Source organism: uncultured Duncaniella sp., from assembly GCF_910577345.1.
GTDB lineage: Bacteria > Bacteroidota > Bacteroidia > Bacteroidales > Muribaculaceae > Duncaniella.
In genome coordinates, this window is record NZ_CAJTMT010000031.1 from 14,224 (window position 1) to 36,995 (window position 22,772).

The following is a 22,772-nucleotide window of genomic DNA, read 5'->3' on the forward strand; positions in this document are numbered from 1 at the left end:
CGCGTCCCTACAAACCAACAGTATATATGAAACGATTATTTTCCTTAATGGCTGTTGCGCTGCTGTCGTGGTCATCGCTGACCGCGCAGCGTCATGTAAGTCAGGAGCGTATGGCCGATGTCTATAAGGAAGCGCGTACACCTTATAAATATGGTCTTGTCGTCGCTCCGCACGACAACAATCATAAGATTGACTGCCCGACAGTGTTCCGCGAAGGTGACAAGTGGTATATGACCTACGTTGTCTACAACGGTCGCAGCGGACAGGATGGCCGTGGCTACGAGACATGGATTGCCGAGAGCGAGAACCTCCTCGAATGGACCACCCTCGGGCGCATCCTTGCCTATTCCGACACGGGTTGGGACCGCAATCAGCGTGGCGGTTTCCCCGGACTCATCGATATGGAGTGGGGTGGAAGCTACGCAATCAACCGCTATAAAGGAAAATGCTGGATGACATATATCGGCGGTGAGGGTACAGGCTATGAGGCTGTAAACGCACCTCTTGCTGTCGGTCTCGCATGGACAAAAGGAAGTCCCGCGACAGCCCATCTTTGGAACACTTTTGACAAGCCGATACTTTCAATCACCGACAAGGATGTCCAGTGGTGGGAAGCGTTGACAGAATACAAAAGCACCATTTACGAGGATCCGAAAAAGACCCTCGGTTCACGTTTTGTGATGTATTACAACGCCGGTGGTATCAATCCCGAAACCGGCATGAAGGGTGAGCGCATAGGCATTGCCCTTTCGGACAATATGACCAAATGGCGCAGATATGAGGGAAATCCTGTCTTCACCCATGAGGCACAGGGAACAATCACCGGCGACGCTCAGATTGTGAAGATGGGCGACGTCTACGTGATGTTCTATTTCTCAGCTTTCAATCCCTCGCGCAGCTATAAGGCGTTCAACACCTTTGCTTGCAGCTATGACCTCGTCACATGGGATGACTGGGAAGGAAGCGACCTTATCTACCCGACAAAGGAATTCGACGAACTCTTCGCCCATAAGAGCTATCTTGTGAAACACGATGGTGTTGTCTATCACTTCTATTGTGCCGTCAACAACGCCGATCAGCGCGGTATAGCCGTGGCTACGAGCAAGCCGATGGGCCGTTCGGCTGTCCGTTTTCCCGAACGTCCCGCCACCGGTCGCCGTGGCCACCTCAGTCTGAACAAAGGCTGGTCGACATGGCTCGGCGATGACAAGACAACAATGAAGACCGTCGATGTCCCCCACAACTGGGATGACTACTACGGTTACCGTCAGTTGACCCACGGCAACCTCCACGGAAATGCCGGATATGTGCGTGACTTCGACATGGGAACCCGCACTGACGGAAAACGTTACTTCATCAACTTTGAGGGCGTGGGAACATACGCCAACATCAAGCTCAACGGCCATGACCTCGGCCGTCATCCTTCGGGCCGCACTTCGCTCACCCTCGATGTCACCGACTATCTGAATTTCGACGGCAAGAACACAATCGAAGTGATTGCAGAGCATCCCGAAATGATAGCCGACATGCCTTGGGTGTGTGGCGGTTGCTCTTCGGAATGGGGATTCAGCGAGGGTTCGCAGCCATTGGGAATTTTCCGTCCGGTAGAACTTGAAATCACCGATGAGGTCCGTGTAGAACCGTTCGGAGTGCATGTATGGAACAATGCAGCCTGCGATTCAGTGTTCATTGAAACAGAAATCAAGAATTACGGTAAGAAAGCTGCTGAATTTGACTTCATCAACAAGTTCAGCAATGCGGATGGCCGTCAGATATTCCGCCTCACCGACAAACTGACACTTCAGCCCGGCGAGACAAAAATTGTGAAGCAAGCCTCTGCAATCGAGGATGCCCATCGTTGGAACACCGAGGATCCCTATCTCTATAAACTCTCCACAATGGTGAAGCGCAACGGCAAGACTGTCGAGGAGGTTGCGACACCCTACGGTATCCGCAACTTCTCGTGGCCTGTGAAGCGCAACGACGGCGACGGTCGCTTCTATCTCAACGGCAAGCCGGTGTTCATCAACGGTGTCTGCGAGTATGAGCATCAGTTCGGTCAGTCACATGCGTTCAGCGACGAGCAGGTGGCCGCGCGTGTCAAGCAGATTAAGAATGCAGGATTCAATTCGGTGCGCGATGCCCATCAGCCTCACAATCTCCGCTATCAGGAATATTGGGACAAGGAAGGCATACTCTTCTGGCCGCAGTTCTCGGCCCATGTGTGGTATGACACCCCCGAATTCCGCGAGAATTTCAAGACCCTCCTGCGCCAATGGGTGAAGGAGCGCAGAAATTCACCCTCAGTAGTGATGTGGGGTCTGCAGAACGAAAGCACCCTTCCGCGTGATTTCGCGCAGGAGTGTGCCGACATCATCCGTGAGATGGACCCTATGGCGCGCGACATGCGTGTCATCACCACCTGCAACGGCGGAGAGGGAACCGACTGGAACGTCATCCAGAACTGGAGCGGAACATACGGCGGCGATGTCAACAAGTATAATGAAGAGCTTGCCCGTCCCAATCAGCTTCTCAACGGTGAGTACGGCGCATGGCGCACACTCGGCTTCCACACCGAACCTGGTGAGTTCGAACCCAACGGCCCGTGGAGCGAGGAGCGTATGACCCAACTCATGGAAACCAAGCTCCGCCTTGCCGAACAGGCGCGTGACAGTGTCAGCGGTCACTACCAGTGGATCTACAGCAGCCATGACAATCCCGGTCGCCGTCAGCCCGACGAGGCTTATAGAAAAATCGACAAGGTCGGTCCGTTCAACTACAAGGGTCTTGTAAGCCCGTGGGAGGAACCTGCGGACGTATATTATATGTATAAGTCCAACTATACCGACGCATCTACCGACCCCTTCGTGTATATCGCTTCCCATACATGGCCTGACCGTTTCAAGGAGGCCCGCAAGGCAACAATCGAGGTCTACAGCAACTGCGATTCCGTGCAGCTTTTCAACGATGCCGTTGATGCTAATCCGCTCGGTTCACGGGTGAAAGGTGGAATCGGAACACACTTCGTGTGGAAGGACGCACCGGTGCGTTACAACGTGCTCCGTGCCGTGGCATATCATGGTGGTGAAAAGGTTGCTGAGGATGTCATCGTGCTCGACAATCTCGAAACCGCACCCGGCTTTGCAGCACTCCGCTCTCCCGGCTCGACTGCCATCAAGGGTGAGCAGGGTTACAACTATGTCTACCGTATCAACTGCGGCGGTGATGACTACACCGATGAATTCGGTCAGAAGTGGCTTGCCGACGACACTATCTATTCCCGCTCATGGGCGCAGGATTTCAAGGGGCTTTCACCCTATCTTGCAAATCAGCGCGTCACCTACGACCCCATTGCAGGTACAAATGACTGGGGGCTCATGCAGAGCTTCCGTTTCGGCCGTCATAAACTGTCCTACCGTCTGCCGGTCAGCAACGGACGTTACCGTGTGGAACTCTACTTCATCGAACCGTGGCACGGAACCGGCGGCGGTGAAGGAACCGATTGCGAGGGTCTGCGCATCTTCGATGTGGCTGTCAACGACTCCACAGTCATTGATGACCTCGACATTTGGGCAGAGGCCGGACACGACAAGGTGTTGAAAGAGGTTGTTGACTGCGATGTGACCGACGGCTATATCAACATCTCCTTCCCCGAAGTCAAGGCCGGACAGGCTGTACTTTCGGCTATCGCCGTGGCCTCGCTCGACAGCAATGCGAAAGCTCTCGCACCGAAGCGCACCTCCACATGGAGCTGGAAGGCTGCCGACAAGGACGTGATTGAGAAGATGCCTGCCGAGATGCTTCCGAAGGATGAGAATGCCCGCGCTGCGGTGATTTACGAAGCCGAGGATGCGAAGTGTGAGGGCAAATTCGTGAAAAAAGAGTGGAAGAAGCAGACCGGTGTGTTCTTCTCCGGTAAGGGAAGCGTCGAGTGGACTATCTCGACAGGTCTTGCCCAGGTCTATGCCCTCCGTTTCAAGTTCATGAATACCAACAAGGAGGCCGTGGCCGTCAACCTCAAGCTCATTGCTCCCAACGGTGCCGTGTTGAAGGACGATACCATCAATCTTCCCGATACTCCTGAAAAATGGCGTATGCTCAGCACCACCACCGGCGGATATATCAATGCCGGCACTTATAAAGTCATCATTTCCGCTCCTAATCTGAGCGGAGTGGCTTTCGACTCTCTTGAAGTACAATAAAGAAGTACAATAAAAAGATGTGTGCTCTTACACATCTCCAAGCAAAAAAACGACAATCAGGAATCACATTATGTATAAAAAGTTGACCTGCGCACTTTTCATCGGAGCCTCGCTTGCCTCACAGGCAGGGGAGGTGAGGACCGCGCATGATTGGGAGAACCATCATATATTGCAAATCAACCGCGAGCCTGCGCGCGCGGCTTTCATCCCTTACGGACAGGTTAAGGGTGACCGCTCGATGAGCCTCAATGGTGACTGGCGTTTCCATTGGTCGCCTACGCCTGACGGTCGGGTGGACGGTTTCGAGAAGAGCGGTTTTGATGACTCCTCTTGGTCGACCCTCGCTGTTCCCGCAGTGTGGGAGGTCAACGGCTACGGCACACCTATCTATGCTTCGGCCGGATATACATTCAAGATTAATCCTCCTTTTGTAACCGATACCCCGAAGGAAAACTACACGGCATTCGTGGAGCGTAACCCGACAGGTCAGTACCGCCGGGAGTTTGAGGTTCCCGCCGATTGGCTGAAATCAGGCCAGATTTTTCTGCGCTTCGACGGTGCCATGAGCGCGTTCTATGTATGGATCAACGGCAAAAGGGTTGGTTATAGCCAAGGGAGCATGGAAGCTTCCGAGTTCAATGTGACCCCCTATATCCATGCAGGTAAAAATGAGATTGCAATCGAGGTCTACAAATACAGCGACGGTTCATATCTCGAAGACCAGGACTTCTGGCGCTTCGCAGGTATTCATCGCGATGTGACCCTCTTCCATACTCCCGATGTGAGATTGCGCGACTATGCCGTCCGCACACTTCCCGATGCCGATTACAGCGATTTCACACTCCAGATCGACCCGCAGTTCTCGGTCTACAACGGCGAACGCGGAACTGACTATAAACTCAGGGTGAGTCTCGGAGAGGCTGGGCAGGAGAAATGGGACACCACGGTTGTCATCAACGAAATTCTTGACCTTGACCATAAGGCGTCGGTAATGAACGAGTGGTATCCGCAGCGCGGACCCCGCAAACTCGGTCGCATCACCCACACGTTTGAAAATCCCAAACGCTGGACAGCCGAAACCCCGTCGCTCTACGACCTGAAGCTTGAGCTTACGGATGCATCAGGCAATGTCATCGAACGTGCCGACAGCAAGGTGGGTTTCCGCAGCGTTGAGGTGAAGGACGGACAGGTGCTTGTCAACGGAGCGCCCATCCGTTTCCGTGGTGTCAACCGCCACGAGCATGACCCCAAAACCGCGCGCGTCATGAGCGAGGAACGAATGATTCAGGATATAAAACTGATGAAGCAGGCCAATGTCAACGCTGTCCGCACAAGCCACTATCCCAACACCCCGCGTTGGTATGAGCTTTGCGATTCGCTCGGACTCTATGTCATGGACGAGGCCGACATTGAGGAACATGGTCTGCGCGGAACGTTGGCAAGCACTCCCGACTGGCACGCTGCCTTCCTTGACCGTGCTGTGCGCATGGCTGAGAGGGACAAGAACCATCCTTCGGTGGTGTTCTGGAGCATGGGCAACGAGAGTGGCTACGGCCCTAATTTCGCTGCCATCTCCGCATGGCTCCACGACTTTGACCCTACACGTCCCGTGCATTACGAAGGTGCGCAGGGTGTCGACGGAGAGCCCGACCCTGCGACTGTCGACATCATCAGCCGTTTCTATCCCCGTGTTCAGGCCGAGTATCTGAACCCCGGAATCAAGGAGGGTGATGACAAGGAGCGCGCTGAAAACGCCCGTTGGGAGCGTCTGCTCTCAATCGCACAGCGCGACAACGACAACCGCCCGGTGCTTACGAGCGAATATGCCCACGCAATGGGTAATGCGATGGGTAACTTTGGCGAGTATTGGGAGGAAATCTACAGCCATCCGCGCATGGCGGGAGGTTTCATCTGGGACTGGGTTGACCAGGGAATCGAACGTGTGCGCCCCGACGGCAAGACAGAGATGGCCTACGGCGGTGACTTCGGCGACAAACCCAATCTGAAAGCATTCTGCATGAACGGCGTGATTTTCGCTGACCGTTCGCTCAATCCTAAATATTATGAGGTGAAGACAGTCTACAGTCCTGTCGGCATCTCTCTCAAATCATACAATCCTGCCACCGGTGAGGCAGTCGTTGAATTCATCAACCGCAACCATCATATCGATATGTCGGGCTACGACTGTTCGTGGACTCCCGTCGTCAACGGTGTTGCCGGTAAGGGTGGAAGCATCATGCTTCCGGACCTCGCTCCCGGACAGAGCGGTGATGTGACTGTCAATCTCGGCAAAGTTAAAGCCGGAGATGCAGACCTCCGTCTGAACGTATCAGTGACACTCAAGGATAAGACCGATTGGGCTGATGCGGGCCATGAAATCGTGATGCGTCAGCTTGCGCTCAACGACAATATGCTTGCAGCCGTCAAGCGTGATGCAAAAGTGACCAAAGGAATGAAAGTTGACGAGAGCGCAGGGATGCTTAGCGTCAACGGTAAGAATTTCTCCGCTTCGTGGAACCGCGAGACCGGAAATCTCGCGTCGTTGAGCTATAATGGCAAGAAGATTCTCGAAGGTTCGCATTTCCAGGCATTCCGCGCTCCGACCGACAACGACAAGAGCTTCGGCAACTGGCTTGCGAAGGATTGGACAAAGAACAGGATTGATTCGCCTGCAGTCAAGTGTGAATCGTTGAAGTGGAGTGAGAATGACGGTAAAATCACTGTTACGGCAGTGCAGAAATACTCCTATGCGGAAGGTGCCATTAACGTTGAGAGCGACTACACTCTCTATGGCGACGGTACGATTGATCTCACCCAGACCTATACTCCGGAAGGCTCGCTTCCGGAACTTCCCCGACTCGGCAGCGCATTCGTAGCCGACAAGACATTCGACACTGTAGAATGGTTCGGCTACGGCCCCGTTGAGAATTATCCTGACCGTCTGGAAGCTTCGAGGATAGGCCGCTGGCGCAACGCTGTCGACAAGCAGTATGTCCACTATCCGCGTCCGCAGGATTCAGGTAATCTTGAATCCGTGGCAGAGATAGCTATTCTCGACAAAGCCGGAAAGGGGTTGCGTGTGACAGCTCTCGAAAAACCGGTGTCGGCCTCGGCTCTTCCTTACTCGGTTGAGGATATTTATGCAGTTTCCCACGACTGCGACTTGACAAAGAGCGGTAATACCTATCTAAATATAGATGCAGCCGTGATGGGACTCGGCAACAGCAGTTGCGGACCGGGCGTGTTGAAGAAATATGCTATCCCGCATGGCAAGCATGAGCTTAAGGTGAGAATCACACCTGTCAAGTAAAAAAGGATTGGAAAAATAAAACAAGTGCAAGAAAAATAAAATCTAACGATAGAATGAAAAAAACTGTAGTAACTATCTGCTCCATGCTTGCGGGCATGAGCCTGATGGCCCAGTCTGTGACAACCGAGCGTCAGTATCTCTCAGGTACGGGATGTGACGACATGGTGGAGTGGGACTTCATGTGTACCGACGGTAACAACTCCGGCAAATGGACAAAAATCGGTGTGCCCTCCTGCTGGGAATTGCAGGGCTTCGGCACCTATCAGTATGGCATGAAATTCTATGGCAAAGCCTTCCCTGAAGGTGCTGCCGATGAGAAGGGCAAGTATAAATTTGAATTTGAGTTGCCTGAATCATGGCGCGGAAAGCAGATAGAACTCGTGTTTGAGGCTGCGATGACCGACACCGACGTGCTCATCAACGGACGCAAGGCCGGATCGAAGCATCAGGGCGGATTCTACCGTTTCATCTACGACGTGAGCGACCGTGTGTTCTTCGGACCAAACAAGAAAAATCGCATTGAGGTCACTGTTGCCAAGGAGAGCGAGAATGCAGGTGTGAACCTTGCAGAACGCCGCGCTGACTACTGGAATTTCGGTGGCATCTGGCGTCCCGTGTTCATGCAGGCACGCCCGGCGCTCAACATGAAGCATATCGCCATCGACGCTCAGGCCAATGGCGATTTCAAGGCTGACTATACTCTGAGTATGCCTGTCGAGGGTGGCAAGATTACCACTGTCATTACCGACAAGAACGGCAAGAAAGTAGGGGAGAGCGTGACCCCGATCCGCAAGGGTGCGGGTGACGGTCAGGTCGAGGTGAAAGTCAACGCGCCCGCGACATGGAGCGCCGAGACTCCCGAACTCTACAAGGCTGAATTCACTCTTGCCGATGCGTCAGGCAAGGTGTTGCATAAGGAAACAAAGAAATTCGGTTTCCGCACAATCGAGGTGCGCGAAAGCGACGGCCTCTATATCAACGGCAAGAAAATCAATATCCGTGGTGTCAACCGCCACAGCTTCCGTCCGGAGAGCGGCCGCACGCTCAGCCGTCAGAAGAACCTTGAGGATGTCGAGCTTATCAAGTCGATGAACATGAATGCCGTGCGTCTCTCGCACTATCCTGCAGACCCCGAATTCTATGAAATCTGCGACTCGCTCGGCCTCTATGTCATGGACGAGCTTACCGGCTGGCACGGCAAGCATGAGACCATCAACGGTCAGAAACTTGTCAAAGAGATGGTGATGCGCGACGTCAACCATCCTTCAATCATCTGGTGGAGCAACGGTAACGAAAAGGGTTGGAATGACGAACTCAACGGCGAATTCCACAAATATGACCCGCAGAAGCGCCCTGTGCTTCATCCGCAGGGTAATTTCGGCGGTTTCGAGACTATGCACTACCGTTCGTATGGCGAAAGCCAGAACTACATGCGCCTGCCTGAAATCTTCATGCCCACCGAATTCCTCCACGGTCTCTATGACGGCGGTCACGGTGCCGGTCTGCATGACTATTGGGAAATGATGCGCCGCGATCCCAAGTGTGCCGGCGGTTTCCTCTGGGTGCTTGCCGACGAGGGCGTGAAGCGTGTCGACATGGACGGCTTCATCGACAACTGCGGTAACTACGGTGCCGACGGTATCGTCGGTCCTCACCATGAGAAGGAGGGCAGCTACTGGACAGTGAAGGAAGTGTGGTGTCCCATTCAGATTATGAACGAAACCATCACTCCCGACTTTGACGGTGTCCTCAATGTCGAGAACCGCTATGATTTCACTAATCTTGACGGCTGCACTCTCACATGGCGACAGCTCGACATGCCCGCACACGGTGTGAAGGGTGATGCTAAGGTTGTTGCCGAGGGTAAGGTCAATTTCCCCGCCATTGCTGCCAGAGAGGCCGGAACAGTGAAAATCCCGACCCTCAAACCTGAGACAGATGCTCTCGAACTTACTGTCACTGACAACCACGGCAAGGATCTTTTCACATGGTCACATCAGGTTGTCGGCAAGCAGAAAGAGGCTTTCGCTGCAAAGGCCGGTGCTGCTCCCGTGGTCAACGAGACTGCCGACGAGATTATCGTCAAAGCCAACGGACGCACCTATCATTTCAGCAAGAAGGATGGTCAGCTCAAAGGTGTTGATGTCAACGGTCGCCTTATCGAGCTTACTGACGGTCCTCGTGTGATTGTTGCAAAACGTTCCGACCGCTCGATGGACGGTTTCTATAACCATGACGATCCTCAGGCTGAAAAGAAAAAGACTGAATACACTGAATTTGAAGACCTCGGCAAGTTCACCGGTATCAAGGCTGAGAAGGTGGGGGATGATGTGGTCGTGACAGCCGACTATAAACTCGGCAATTTCGATCAGGCCAAGTGGACAATCGCACCCGACGGAAGCGCGGCTCTTGATTTCACATATAATTTCGACGGTGTTATTGACCTTATGGGTGTGAAATTCGACTTCCCCGAAAACAAGGTTGTCAGCAAGCGTTGGGTCGGCGATGGTCCCTACCGCGTATGGCAGAACCGTCTCCACGGTCCGCAGTATGGTGTGTGGGAGAATGACTACAACGACCCCATTCCTGCCGAAAGCTTCACCTATCCCGAATTCAAGGGCTATTTCGCCAATGTTGATTGGATGGACATCAAGACTCAGGACGGCACCATAGGAATCATCAACGAGACTCCCGGCAGCTACGTCGGTGTCTATGAACCGCGTGATGGCCGTGACCATATCCTCTACAATCTTCCCAAGACCGGCATCGCTATCATGGAGGTCATTCCTCCCGTGCGCAACAAGGTCAACACCACTGACCTTATCGGTCCCTCCTCACAGCCCAAATGGGTCAACGGTCAGCGTACAGGTCGCATCATCCTCAATTTTGACTGATAACAATGAAACTACGCGATATACTACTATCGGCAACCGCAGTTCTCTCGCTCAATGTGTCGGCTCAGTCGGCACTTGAGCAGAGATTTTCTGCACCTCCTGCCGAAGCCGACCCCTGGTGTTTCTGGTACTGGATGTATGGTGCCGTGACCGAAGAGGGCATTAAGGCAGACCTTGAGGCAATGAAGAATGTCGGTCTCGGCGGAACATACCTCATGCCTATCAAAGCGGTTGAGACCGCACCTCAGTATGAAGGCAAAGCTCCTCAGCTTTCGCCGGAATGGTGGCGACTTGTTGGCCGCAGCATGGAGATTGCCGACAGCCTCGGACTGAAACTCGGTATGCACATCTGCGACGGTTTCGCCCTTGCAGGTGGCCCTTGGATTTCACCCGCAGAGTCTATGCAGAAGGTCGTGACCGCTGATACAATCGTGAAGGGTGGTGTCGTTGAGAATCTTGTACTTCCGGTTCCCGAGAACTATGAGGGATATTATGAGGATATTTCCGTTCTCGCCATGCCGGTCAAAGGTCGCAAGATTGCCGAACGTCCTAAAGTGACGGCATGGGATGCCACTTCGAGTGTTCCGGCCGGAAAGGGAGTGAACATCGATGAGAAAGGTGTCATCCGAGCATCGTATCCCTGCTACATCCAGTATGAATATTCCGAGCCTGTCAAGGTCAGCAATGTGGAAATCATACTTGCGGGTAATAACTATGAGGCTCATCGATTGAAAGTGCTTGCAAGCAACGACGGCAAGAATTTTCAGGAGATAAAGCAGCTTCAGCCCGCACGTCAGGGTTGGCAGAACACCGATCAGCAAAACACCCATGCCATCCCTCCTACAATTGCCAAATATTTCCGCTTCTATTGGACTCCCGAGGGTAGCGAACCCGGAAGCGAGGACATGGATGCTGCCAAATGGAAGCCCAATCTTAAAATCAAGGATATAGTCCTAAGCGGCGAACCGAAACTGAACCAGTGGGAAGGCAAGGCCGGATTGGTATGGCGAGTAGCTCCTGCCACAACCGACATTGAAATTCCCGCTGAACTCTGTGTTCGCAAAGAGGAGATTATTGATCTTACACCTCAGTTGCGCAACGGGGCGCTTTCGGCCTCTCTTCCGGAGGGTGAATGGCGCATAATGCGTGTCGGCCACACAGCAACCGGCCATACAAACGCAACCGGTGGTGCCGGAAAGGGCCTTGAAGCAGACAAATTCAGCCGTGCTGCAGTGGCCAAGCAGTTCGACAACTGGTTCGGACGTGTTTTCAAGGAGGTCAATCCGGAAATTGCCAAGAAAGTGTTGAAATACATGCACGTCGACAGTTGGGAGTGCGGAAGCCAGAACTGGAGCGACAATTTCGCTGCAGAGTTCAAGCGTCGTCGCGGTTACGACCTCATGCCCTATCTGCCTCTGTTTGCTGGTGTACCTGTGGACGATATAGCGACATCTGAAAAGGTGTTGCGCGACGTCCGCACGACGGCTGCCGAGCTTGTCGTAGATGTTTTCTATGATGTCCTTGCACAAAAAGCCAAGGATTACGACTGCTACTTCTCCGCAGAGTGTGTGTCGCCGACAATGGTCAGCGACGGTATGCTCCACTATCAGGCTGTGGATTTCCCGATGGGTGAGTTCTGGTTGCGCAGCCCGACGCATGACAAACCCAACGACATGATTGATGCCATCCACGGTGGTCATGTCTACGGCAAGAATATCATTCAGGCAGAGGGTTTCACCGAAGTGCGTGGCACATGGGACGAGACTCCCGCGATGCTCAAGGCACTTCTTGACCGCAACTATGCCCTCGGCATAAACAGAATGTTCTATCACGTCAACACCCACAATCCCTATCTCGACAAGAAACCGGGCATGACCCTCGACGGTATCGGCCTGTTCTTCCAGAGGGACAACACTTGGTTTGCTGACGGTGGCCGCGGTCTGAGCGACTACATGCGCCGTGTGCAGGCGTTGTTGCAATACGGAACTCCGGTTGTCGACATCGCAGTGTTCACCGGCGAGGAGATTCCGCGCCGCGCCGTCCTTCCCGACCGTCTCGTACCCTCGCTCCCCGGAATTTTCGGCTCTGAGCGCGTGGAATCTGAGCGCAAGCGTCTTGCCAATGTCGGCCAACCGCTCCGTGTGATGCCCGTCGGCGTGACCCATTCAGCCAACATGGCTGACCCCGAGAAGTGGATTAATCCTATGAGGGGATATAACTACGATTCAATGAACAAGGATGCCCTCCTTCGTCTTGCCAAAGCCGAGAATGGCCGCATCACTCTTCCGGGTGGCGCGTCATACAGGGTGCTTGTCCTTCCGATGGCCCATCCGCTCATGCCCGACACCACTCTCAGCCCTGAGGTTAGGACCAAGGTTGCCGAACTGGTTAAGGCCGGTGTCGTGGTGCCGCAGTTGCCATACGTCAATGATGACTTCTCGGCCTACGGTCTTGAACGCGATGTTGTGGTGCCTGAGAATATCGCATGGAACCATCGCCGTCACGATGGTGACAACGTTGACCTCTATTTCATCTCGAATCAGGAGGAGCAGCCCCGCGAATTCACCGCTTCATTCCGTGTAAGCGGTCGTGTGCCTGAACTCTGGAATCCGATGACCGGTACAATCGACCGTAATCTTGACTGGGAAAGCAAGGATGGACGTACGGAAGTGAAAATGAAACTCGACAATGCCGAATCGGCTTTCATCGTGTTCAGCGAACCCACTTCAGCTACCTCCGGGAAGGCTCCTGAGATGAAATCGGTGACCGCTCCTCTCGCCGCTTCCAAGTGGAAAGTGAATTTCAACACCACTGACCGCGATATGGAAGTTGCAGAGTTGTTCGACTGGACTTCATCAGCCGATGAGGATGTCAAATACTATTCCGGCACAGCCACCTACTCGACCACATTCAAGGCTCCCAAGATTTCAAAGGGTAGCCGTGTGCTTCTCAATCTTGACGGTGTTCACGATGTTGCGACCATCAAAGTCAACGGCAAGGAATGTGGCATAGTCTGGACGGCTCCTTACACGGTCGACATTACCGATGCCGTGAAAAAAGGCAAGAATGAGCTGACCATCGACGTCACCAACACCTGGGCCAATGCCCTCCTCGGTGCTGACGAAGGAAAGGCTCCGTTTGACGGAATCTGGACCAACGGCAAATATCGCCGTGCCGAAAAGACCCTTATCCCCGCCGGTCTGACCGGACCGCTCTCGCTCACGGTCATTTCTGAAAAATAAAACCCAAAATCATACATATAAAATGTATACCAATCATCATTTCTCAATCAAGGGTCTCGGTCTCATGGCCGCGCTGACCCTTGGACTTGCAGCGCAGGCAGAAGTGAAAATGCCCGCTATCTTCGGCGACAATATGGTGATGCAGCAGAACACCGATGCCAATATGTGGGGCACCGCCAAAGCATCGTCGACAGTCACTGTCACTCCCGGATGGACTTCCGAAAAATATACCACCAAAGCCGGTAAGGACGGCAAATGGAAAATCTCAATCCCTACCCCGTCGGCCGGTGGTCCGTATGACGTGACAGTGAGCGATGGAACTCCGCTTACACTGAGCAATGTCATGCTCGGTGAGGTTTGGCTCTGCTCCGGTCAGAGCAACATGGAGATGCCGATGAAGGGATTTAAGAATCAGCCCGTGGAGGGTGCGAATCAGGCAATCCTCCGGAGCGCGAACCCCGACATCCGTCTTTTCACCGTCAAGCGCAACTCATCGACAACACCTGTCGACGACGTGACCGGCTCATGGGCTGAAGCCACACCCGAATCTGTTAGAAATTTCAGCGCCACTGCCTATTTCTTCGGACGCGACATCGAGGAACTTCTCGGAGTCCCTGTTGGATTGGTTGTGGTATCATGGGGCGGTTCGGCCTGCGAGGCATGGATGAACGATGAAATGCTTGCCGCCTTCCCGGAGGCTGCTGCCAATATCCCCGCCGCAGGTGGTGAGATAAAGTCGAAAAATCGCACTCCGAGTGTTCTCTTCAAGGGTATGCTCAATCCTCTCATCGGCATGTCAATGAGAGGTGTGATATGGTATCAGGGTGAGGACAACTGGAACCGTGCGCATACCTACACAGATATGTTCTCGACCCTCATCAAGGGTTGGCGTAATCTCTGGGGACAAGGTGAATTCCCGTTCTACTACTGCCAGATTGCACCTTACGACTATGCAATCATCACCGAACCCGGCAAGGAAATCATCAATTCCGCATATCTCCGCGAGGCTCAGGCAAAGGTTGAGCATATCGTTCCCAACACAGGTATGGCCGTGCTGATGGATGCGGGCTGGACCGAGGGTATCCATCCTCCCAAAAAACAGGTGGCCGGAGAGCGTCTTGCACTCCTCGCCCTCAACAAGACATACGGCATCAAAGGCATAGGTGCTGAAAGCCCTGTCTACAAGTCGATGGAGGTGAAAGGCGACACCGTGATTGTCAGCTTTGACCGCGCTCCCGAATGGATTGCCGGAAAGCAGAGCTTCGAGTCCAAGCAGTTCAAGCTTGCTGGCGAGGACCGTGTGTTCTATCCCGCCAAGGCATGGATTTCGCGTAGCAAGGTGATGGTCAAGAGCGACAAGGTGCCTCATCCCGTAGCTGTCCGCTATGCTTTTGAGAATGCTTCGGAAGGTGACCTTTTCAGCACCGACGGTCTCCCCGTTTCATCCTTCCGCTCGGATGACTGGCCCGATGCCCGACCTATAAAGGAATAATTTCAATGAGAAAACGACACTCACTTGCAGCACTTCTGCTTGCCTCGGTCGCATCGCTTACGGCCAATGTCCCCGTGGACTTCGTCTGGGACAGCATGAGCGAAAATTCATCGGCTTCGATGCCGGTGGGTGGTGGCGACATAGGTCTGAACGTATGGGCCGAGGATGGCGATGTGCTGTTCTATATCAGCCGTAGCGGTGCCTACGACGAACACAGCACCCTTCTCAAGCAGGGGCGCGTCAGGCTTCATCTTCCCGGTGATGCCTTCGCTCCCTTCTCCCAAAGGCTGAAACTCGAAGAAGGCTACTGCGAGATGAAAATCAACGGTTCGAAAGTCATTTTCTGGGCCGATGTTTTCCATCCCGTCGTCCATGTCGAGGTGGAAAGCCCCAAGGCCATTTCGCCCGAGGTCAGCTATGAGAACTGGCGCTATGCCGACCGTCCTTTCAAGAAAGGGGAGGGTAGGCAGAATTCATGGAAATGGGCATCGTCTAAGAATCTCATCACGTCGCGTGATTCAATCGCAGCGAAGGGTGGGGAGGTGACCTTCTTCCACCGGAATCCTGCGGAGACTGTCTTTGACGTGACTGTTGCCCGCGAGGGGCTCGATTCAGTCAAGGACAGACTGTGGAATCCGCTTGCCAACCTTGTCTCGGGTGGCCGTCTGAGCGGAAAGGACCTCCGATTTGTAGGAGTGACCGACAGTGTGTATGACGGTGTCGATTACCGTTCATGGAATTTCACAAGCATAAAGCCTGTCCGAAAGTTCAACTTCACAATCTCGCTCCATAACCGTCAGACCTCCGACCTTTCAGAATGGGTTGCGGGTGTCGACAGCGTTGAGCGCGGTGTGAATCTGCGTCGCGACCGCGAGGCATCCCGCCAATGGTGGCGCGACTATTGGAAGCGCAGCTACATAGCTTCGCCTGCAGGAGCCGACACTGTGGTTGACCGCATGGCGCGCAACTATACGCTGTTCCGCTACATGCTCGGTTGCAATGCCTACGGTAAGGAACCGACAAAATTCAACGGAGGTCTTTTCACCTTTGACCCTCACCATGTCAAGGCTGACCAGATTTTCACTCCCGACTACCGCAATTGGGGCGGTGGCACGATGACCGCGCAGAATCAGCGTCTCGTCTACTGGCCTATGCTCAAAAGCGGTGATTTCGACATGATGAAGCCTCAGTTTGACTTCTACAACCGTATGCTCGACAATGCCGAGCTCCGTTCGGAGGTCTACTGGAATCACGACGGAGCCTGTTTCGCAGAGCAGATTGAGCTGTTCGGCCTTCCGAACATGATGGAATACGGTTCGAAGCGTCCTGCATGGGCCGACCCCGGTGTCGAGTACAACGCATGGTTGGAATATGAATGGGACACAGTGCTTGAATTCTGTCAGATGATGCTCGAAAGTGCCCGCTATGCCGGGACCGACATTTCGGAATATCGTCCTCTCATAGAAAGTTCACTGACATTCTTTGACGAGCACTACCGCTATCTCGCGTCGCGTCGAGGCAGCAAGAATCTTGACGGTGATGGCAAACTTATCCTTTTCCCCGGCTCAGGCTGCGAGACCTACAAGATGACAAACAATGCCGCTTCGACTGTCGCAGCGCTTAAGCGTGTCACCGGTGACTATATCGACTATCTGAAAGCTCAAGGCGACACTGCTGTTTCAAAATGGACCTCATTGCTCGGGCGTATTCCCGAAATACCCCACCGCATTCTCGACGGCAAGACTATGATTGCTCCCGCCAGGACCTGGGAGCGCATCAACAATGTCGAGACTCCGCAGCTCTATCCCGTGTGGCCGTGGCGTTTCTATGGAGTGACTGTCAGTGACAGCGCTGACCTTGCGATTGCCCGCAATACATATCTGTATGACCCCGATGCACTGCGTTTCCGCTCTACGACCGGATGGAAGCAGGACAATATCTGGGCTGCCGAACTCGGTCTGACCGACGAGGCTTTCAAACTGAACTCTGAAAAGTGGGCCGACGGTTCACACCGTTTCCCCGCCTTCTTCGGACCCGGTTATGACTGGACTCCTGACCACAATTGGGGAGGAAGCGCAATGATAGGTTTTCAGGAGATGCTCATGCAGCCCTCCGGTGATAAAATCTATCTTTTCCCCGCGTGGCCCCTCGACCGCGATATAAGTTTCAAACTTCATGCTCCCGAAGGGACGGTTGTTGAGGCTGAGCTGAGTGACGGCAAGATCACAAATCTCAAAGTCACACCTGAGGAACGGCGCACTGATGTAATCCTACCTTACAATCTCGATAATAAATAATAGAAATATACATGAAAATACTTGCAACAATCCTATCCTTCCTGCTCTTGCCGTCGGTGGCTTTTGCCGAGGCGGTGACTCCGCAGGAAATCTCGGTGGCGGGATTTTTCCCCGTCGAGGACTCAGGGCGCATTGTCTATGACTTCAACAACGGCTGGCGTTACCATCTCGGCGACGTGGCCAATGGCGGTGCAGCCAATCTCGATGATTCGTCATGGGAAGTGGTTTCCACCCCACACACTGTAGAACTCCTTCCCGCCGAAGGCAGCGGTTGCCGCAACTATCAGGGTGTGGCGTGGTACCGTAAACACTTTGTTATGCCCGAGGATACGAAAGGTAAGGATGTCAGCCTCCATTTCGAAGCCGTCATGGGCAAGCAGAAATTCTTTGTCAACGGCAACGAGGTCAAGGAACATCTTGGTGGCTACCTTCCCATCAATATCTCGCTCACAGAAGCCGGAGTGCAGCCCGGCGACAGTTGTGTCGTGGCTGTCATGGCCGATAATAGCGACGACAAGAGTTTCCCTCCCGGAAAACCGCAGAAGACCCTCGACTTCACCTATCATGGCGGAATCTACCGCGATGTGTGGATGATCGCGAAGTCACCGGTTGCCATTACAGATGCAATCGAGGCTAACAAGGTAGCCGGAGGCGGTGTGTTCGTTCATTTCGACAATGTGTCGGAGAAAGGTGCCGATGTCAAGGTCGAGACTGACGTAGCCAATTCAGGAACGAAATCACGCAAGGTCTATGTTGAGACCTCGCTCATTAGTCCCGAGGGCAAACTTTTGCAGAAAATCAGTAATTCCGCAGTCACACTCAAACCGGGTGAGACAAAGACCGTATCGCAGAATTTCCATGTAAAGAACCCGGAGCTTTGGTCCCCCTATTCGCCGACGCTTTACCGCATTGAATCGCGTGTGAAGGAGGGAAAGGAGACCATCGACGGTGGTGCGACCCGCATTGGTATCCGCAGTTTCGAATTCAATCCCGAAAAAGGTTTCATCCTCAATGGCAAGCCCTTCGGTCAGCTCATCGGAGGCAACCGCCATCAGGATTTCGCTTACGTCGGCAACGCCGTGCCCAACTCTCAGCAGTGGCGTGATGCCAAACGTCTTCGCGATGCCGGTTATACCATCATCCGCGTTGCCCACTATCCTCAGGACCCATCGTTCATGGATGCCTGCGATGAATTGGGCATGTTTGTAATTGTAGCCACCCCCGGATGGCAGTATTGGAACAAGGATCCGCAGTTTGCCGAACGTGTCCATGAAAACACCCGCAACATCATCCGTCGTGACCGCAACCATCCCTCAGTGCTGATGTGGGAACCGATTCTCAACGAAACCCGCTATCCGGAGGACTTCGCCCTTGCAGCCCTTCAGATTACAAAAGATGAATATCCTTATCCCGGACGACCCATCGCTGCAGCCGATGAACATTCAGCCGGTGTAAGGGAGAATTACGACCTCGTCTACGGTTGGCCCGGTGACGACGAGAGGGCCGATGCACCGAAGCAGAACATCTTCACCCGCGAGTGGGGCGAGAATGTCGATGACTGGTATGCCCACAACAACGACAACCGTGCGTCGCGCAGTTGGGGCGAACGTCCGATGAAGATTCAGGCCCTTTCGCTTGCGAAGACCTACGACGGCCTCTACCGCACGACCGGCAAATTCATCGGCGGAGCCCAATGGCACCCCTTCGACCATCAGCGCGGCTATCATCCGGACCCCTATTGGGGTGGTGTCTACGATGCTTTCCGTCAGCCGAAATATGCCTACTATATGCTCCGCAGCCAGACGGCTCCCGATCAGAATCATCCTGTAGCCGAGTCAGGCCCGATGGTGTATATCATGCATGAGATGACCCAGTTCTCTGAGCCTGATGTGGTTGTGTTCAGCAACTGTGATTCAGTGCGCCTGTCGATGTATGATGGTGAGAAGACATGGACACTTCCCGTTGTCCATGAGAAGGGTCATATACCCTCAGCTCCGGTTGTCTTTAAGAATGTATGGGATTTCTGGGAAGCCCGTGAATTCAGCTACAAGCAGAAAAACTGGCAGAAAGTGAATATGGTGGCCGAAGGCATAATCGATGGCAAGGTCGTGGCTACCGAGCGCAAGATGCCCTCACGCCGTTCGACCAAGTTGCAACTCCGTGCCGACTACGACGGTAAACCTCTCGTGGCCGACGGTTCTGATTTCATAGTCGTAATCGCTGAAGTTACCGACGACAGCGGCCATGTCCGTCGCCTCGCCAAAGAGAACATTGTCTTTGAGGTTGAAGGCGAAGGCGAGATTATCGGCGATGCCTCCATCCATGCCAATCCGCGTCCGGTTGAATGGGGTTCCGCGCCCGTTCTGATCCGTTCGACCCGCAATGCCGGTCCCATTAAGATTAAGGCACGCGTTGAGGCTCCCGGCATCCATGCGCCCACTCCTGCCGAACTCGTTATCGAGAGTGTCCCCGCCTCCATTCCCGCTCTCTATTCCGATGAGAGAAAGGTCGGACAGATCAACGGTAGCTCAAGCTCTGCCGACAGAAGCGGTGAGACAATGTCGGAGGATGAGCGTCGCCGTATGCTTGAGGAAGTTGACAAGCAGCAGCAGGAATTCGGTATCCGGAAGTGATCTCAGAGAATTGAAGAAACGAAAAACCCAACACATATACCAGTAATGAAAAAAACAGCATTATTAGTAATGGCCGTCATGGCATCAATGGACATGGCGGCGCAGTATCCCACAATTCCTGACTCCATCAAGGCCCGCGCGGCCCGTCAGGAAGCTGCATGGGAAGCTGCATCAGACAAGGCATGGGCTGAAGCGCTGCCCATTGTGATGAAAGAAGAAAAGGAAAACGGCCGTCCCTATCGTCCCTGGGCCTCAAAACCTGAGGATCTGATCAAGGCTGACATTGTAGCCTTCCCCGGAGCCGACGGTGGTGGTGCATACACCCCCGGCGGACGTGGCGGCAAAGTCTATGTCGTGACCTCTCTTGCCGACAGCGGCCCCGGCACTCTCCGTGAGGCTTGCGAGAAGGGTGGTGCCCGCACAATCGTGTTCAATGTAGCCGGAACCATCAAGCTTAACTCACCGATTACAGTGCGTGCCCCCTACGTCACTATTCTCGGTCAGACAGCTCCCGGCGACGGTGTCTGCGTGACAGGTGCTTCATTCCTTATCGACACCCACGATGTCATCATCCGTCACATGCGTTTCCGTCGCGGTGCGCAGGATGTGGCTTTCCGCGACGATGCTCTCGGTGGAAATGCCGTCGGCAACATTATCCTTGACCACGTTTCGGGTTCATGGGGTCTCGACGAGAACATGTCGATCTACCGCCATGTCTACAACCGCGACCCGGAATCAGGTAAGGGTGAGAAACTTCCGACTGTCAACATCACCATCCAGAACTCCATCTTCTCCGAGGCGCTCGACCTCTACAACCATGCCTTCGGCGCGACCATCGGCGGACACAATAGCACTTTCGCCCGCAACCTTTTTGCATCGAACATCTCGCGCAACTGCTCCATCGGCATGGATGAGGATTTCAACTTCATCAACAACGTGACCTACAACTGGTGGAACCGTTCGGTTGACGGTGGTGACCACACAAGCCGTCTCAACATCATCAACAATAACTTCAAGCCGGGGCCCATCACCGAGACAAATTCTCCCGACGCTCCCATCCGCTACCGTATCGTCAAAATGGAAGCCGGTCGCGACAAGGCTTTCAAAGACACCTTTGGCAAAGCATACGTCAGCGGTAACAAGGTCTGGGGTAATGACAAGGTGACTGCCGACAACTGGGCCGGTGGTGTTCAGATCGGCAACGGTCCTGTTCCTGCCGAGCGCATCGATGAGCTTCGCATGACCGAAGCCTTCCCGATGGCTCAGGTTACAATAATGGAAGCAGAGCCTGCCTACGACTATGTATTGAAAAACGCCGGTGCAACCAAGCCCAAACGTGATGCTGTTGACACCCGTGTCATCAAGACTGTCAAGACCGGCAAGGCTATCTATGAGAAGGATGCCGACAAATACACAAGCTCGACTCCCTACGTCAAGCGTCGTCTTCCCAGCGATTCCTACAAGATGGGTATCATCACCGATCCCCGTCAGGTTGGCGGTCTGCCTGAATACAAAGGTAAACCTCGCGTGGACAGCGACAACGACGGTCTGCCCGACGCATGGGAGAAGAAACATGGTCTCAATCCCAACGATCCCACCGACTCTGCCAAGGATTCCGGCAACGGTTACACCTGGATTGAAGTCTACGCCAACGAACTCGCCGAATAATCTCCGTGAATGAATTTGCGGGTACTCTTCGCGAATGAATTTGCCGGATAATCTCGGTGAACTGATTTACCGGTAATCTCCGTTAAAGTCCGGCATTGCTGAACGGCACTGCCAACTTCTCTCAGGAGATACAAAAGCACAAAAGGGACACAAGAAACAAAAGATATAATTATAAATTGCCTGAAGATAATATTTTTATTTTGCGGGTGTTTATAATCTTTTGTTTCTTGTGTCCCCCTTGTGCTTTTGCTCGATCATATAACAAATTTGTTATATTGCTTCGTGCTAATGGGGAACGTGTTATAGGGACTTTTGTGCTTTTGCTCTATCATATAACAAATTTGTTATATTGCTTCGGGCTAATGCGGAACGTGTTATGGGGACTTTTGTCATTTTATGCTATTGCTCTTTTTGTGTTCTTGCCTATTTGTACTCTTGTTCTTCTATGCGCCAAAAAATAACATTGTCCATTAAACTATTGCAGTCATAGGCACCCACTTCCATAATCACGTCACAGAATAAGCAGCGAAGTCCAAACGGAGATTCCATTAACAGCTTAAATAAAAATAACAAAAGTGATGGATAGTGATATAGCAGCGTTATAACAACCTCACCTAGCCGGATGGCAATTGGTCAGCAGCGTTGTGACCTCACCTTGCCGGATAGCAGTTGGTTAGCAGCATTGTGACCTTACCTTGCCGGATGGCAGTTGGTCAGCAGCGTTGTGACCTCACCTTATCGGATGGTAGTTGGTCAGTAGCGTTGTGCCCTCACCTTACCGGATGGCAATCGGTCCGCAGCGTTGTGACCTCACCTTACCGGATGGCAATCGGTCCGCAGCGTTGTGACCTCACCTTACCGGATGGCAATCGGTCCGCAGTGTTGTGACCTCACCTTACCGGATGGCAATTGGTCAGCGGCGTTGTGCCCTCATCTTGCCGGATGGCAATTGGTTAGCTGCGAAGCAGCGGTGCGGTGGTAGCCCCTCATCGAGCGGAAACGCAATGAAGCCCGCAGGGCGAAATTGCGTTCCG

The 22,772-nt window shown here is 53.4% G+C and carries 7 protein-coding genes and 1 pseudogene; all 8 read left to right on the forward strand.

Annotation, left to right across the window (positions count from 1 at the left end; all coding sequences use genetic code 11):
- Positions 1–26: 26 nt before the first annotated feature.
- A complete protein-coding gene (locus QZ310_RS11465; protein WP_297072916.1) occupies positions 27–4,202 on the forward strand; it encodes a malectin domain-containing carbohydrate-binding protein in 4,176 nt (1,391 codons plus the stop codon).
- 70 nt (positions 4,203–4,272) lie between these two features.
- Positions 4,273–7,512 (forward strand): glycoside hydrolase family 2 TIM barrel-domain containing protein, encoded by a 3,240-nt coding sequence (locus QZ310_RS11470; protein WP_297072917.1) that lies wholly within the window; start codon positions 4,273–4,275, stop codon positions 7,510–7,512.
- A 53-nt stretch (positions 7,513–7,565) separates the two neighbouring features.
- Entirely contained in the window at positions 7,566–10,406 is a 2,841-nt protein-coding gene (locus QZ310_RS11475; protein WP_297072918.1) for a glycoside hydrolase family 2 TIM barrel-domain containing protein, read from the forward strand.
- Between the two features lie 5 nt (positions 10,407–10,411).
- A complete protein-coding gene (locus QZ310_RS11480; RefSeq protein WP_297072920.1) occupies positions 10,412–13,648 on the forward strand; it encodes a glycosyl hydrolase in 3,237 nt (1,078 codons plus the stop codon).
- A 64-nt stretch (positions 13,649–13,712) separates the two neighbouring features.
- Complete coding sequence (locus QZ310_RS11485) at positions 13,713–15,140, forward strand: sialate O-acetylesterase (RefSeq protein ID WP_297072927.1); 1,428 nt, start codon at positions 13,713–13,715, stop codon at positions 15,138–15,140.
- A 5-nt stretch (positions 15,141–15,145) separates the two neighbouring features.
- Positions 15,146–17,437 (forward strand): DUF5703 domain-containing protein, encoded by a 2,292-nt coding sequence (locus tag QZ310_RS11490; RefSeq protein WP_297072921.1) that lies wholly within the window; start codon positions 15,146–15,148, stop codon positions 17,435–17,437.
- 11 nt (positions 17,438–17,448) lie between these two features.
- On the forward strand, positions 17,449–20,070 hold the full coding sequence (locus QZ310_RS11495; protein ID WP_297072923.1) for a glycoside hydrolase family 2 TIM barrel-domain containing protein: 2,622 nt from the start codon (positions 17,449–17,451) through the stop codon (positions 20,068–20,070).
- A 45-nt stretch (positions 20,071–20,115) separates the two neighbouring features.
- Positions 20,116–21,723, forward strand: a pseudogene (locus QZ310_RS11500) (polysaccharide lyase); the annotation flags it as partial.
- Positions 21,724–22,772: the final 1,049 nt, after the last annotated feature.

Bases quoted from the DNA above. Each gene is read 5' to 3' on its own strand.
- QZ310_RS11490 (WP_297072921.1), top strand. From the start codon at position 15,146: ATGAGAAAACGACACTCACTTGCAGCACTTCTGCTTGCCTCGGTCGCA.
- QZ310_RS11485 (WP_297072927.1), top strand. From the start codon at position 13,713: ATGGCCGCGCTGACCCTTGGACTTGCAGCGCAGGCAGAAGTGAAAATG.
- QZ310_RS11465 (WP_297072916.1), top strand. From the start codon at position 27: ATGAAACGATTATTTTCCTTAATGGCTGTTGCGCTGCTGTCGTGGTCA.
- QZ310_RS11495 (WP_297072923.1), top strand. From the start codon at position 17,449: ATGAAAATACTTGCAACAATCCTATCCTTCCTGCTCTTGCCGTCGGTG.
- QZ310_RS11475 (WP_297072918.1), top strand. From the start codon at position 7,566: ATGAAAAAAACTGTAGTAACTATCTGCTCCATGCTTGCGGGCATGAGC.
- QZ310_RS11470 (WP_297072917.1), top strand. From the start codon at position 4,273: ATGTATAAAAAGTTGACCTGCGCACTTTTCATCGGAGCCTCGCTTGCC.
- QZ310_RS11480 (WP_297072920.1), top strand. From the start codon at position 10,412: ATGAAACTACGCGATATACTACTATCGGCAACCGCAGTTCTCTCGCTC.